The organism is Mesorhizobium sp. M0698 (genome assembly GCF_040320455.1).
Classification (GTDB): domain Bacteria; phylum Pseudomonadota; class Alphaproteobacteria; order Rhizobiales; family Rhizobiaceae; genus Mesorhizobium.
Genome location: NZ_JAMYPQ010000079.1, coordinates 1 through 785, shown reverse-complemented (window position 1 = coordinate 785; position 785 = coordinate 1). Strand labels below are relative to the sequence as shown.

Here is a 785-nt window from a genome sequence, read left to right as displayed (position 1 = left end):
TTCTCGATGTATGGCGTTACCTTGTGTCGCACGAGGCGGTCGGTGAGGAATCCGAGAAGTGCCGAAAGGGGGCGCCACACTGCAATTCCAGCATTTGACAGCACCGAATGCATCAAGACCAGACCTTCGCCCTTTCGATCTTCGCTGACGTATCCCACACGATGCGTGTGGATGGCTTCGCCGACCGACCTGATCTTAACCGGCTTCCCGTCGATCTCGACGGTACCAGCCGTCAGCGGAAACTGACCCAGGATGCATTTTGCAAGCTCGGTCCTTCCGGCGCCCACGAGGCCATAGAGGCCCACAATCTCGCCTTGTCGGACATGCAGATTGACGTCCGAATGGCCTAAAGATGTTTCAATGTTCTTGAGCTCGATGGCCGGAGGAGCCCCAGTCGAGTTGCGCTCCCGCCAGCCGCCTTCACCCTCGGCCCGGCCGATCATCAATCGGACAATGTCTTGCCGCCCCAGGCCCTCCATTGGCCGGCTTTCACAGGCATTCGACCCATCCCTCAGCACTGTGACGCTGTCGCAAAGCTCCTGCGCTTCTTCCAGCTTATGGCTGACAAATAGCAGGCTGGCGCCTTGGTCTCGCAGCTTTCGCAAAAACGAGAATAATAGATCAGTTTCACTCGAGGTAAGTGATGCGGTTGGTTCATCCAGGAGAAGCACTCGCGAGCGCAGAGACAAGGCCTTGGCGATTTCGACCAGCTGCATCTTGGCGACGCTAAGGCGCGATACCGGGGTTCTTGGGTCGATGTCTAGGCCGAGGGCCTCAAGCCAACG

General features: G+C 58.1%; 1 protein-coding gene. It reads right to left on the bottom strand.

All coding sequences use genetic code 11. The features are described 5' to 3' along the window. Positions 1–758, bottom strand: a 758-nt coding sequence (locus NKI16_RS33990) for an ATP-binding cassette domain-containing protein (RefSeq protein ID WP_352924822.1), incomplete at its 3' end; no start/stop codon positions are given. Between the last annotated feature and the right edge of the window lie 27 nt (positions 759–785).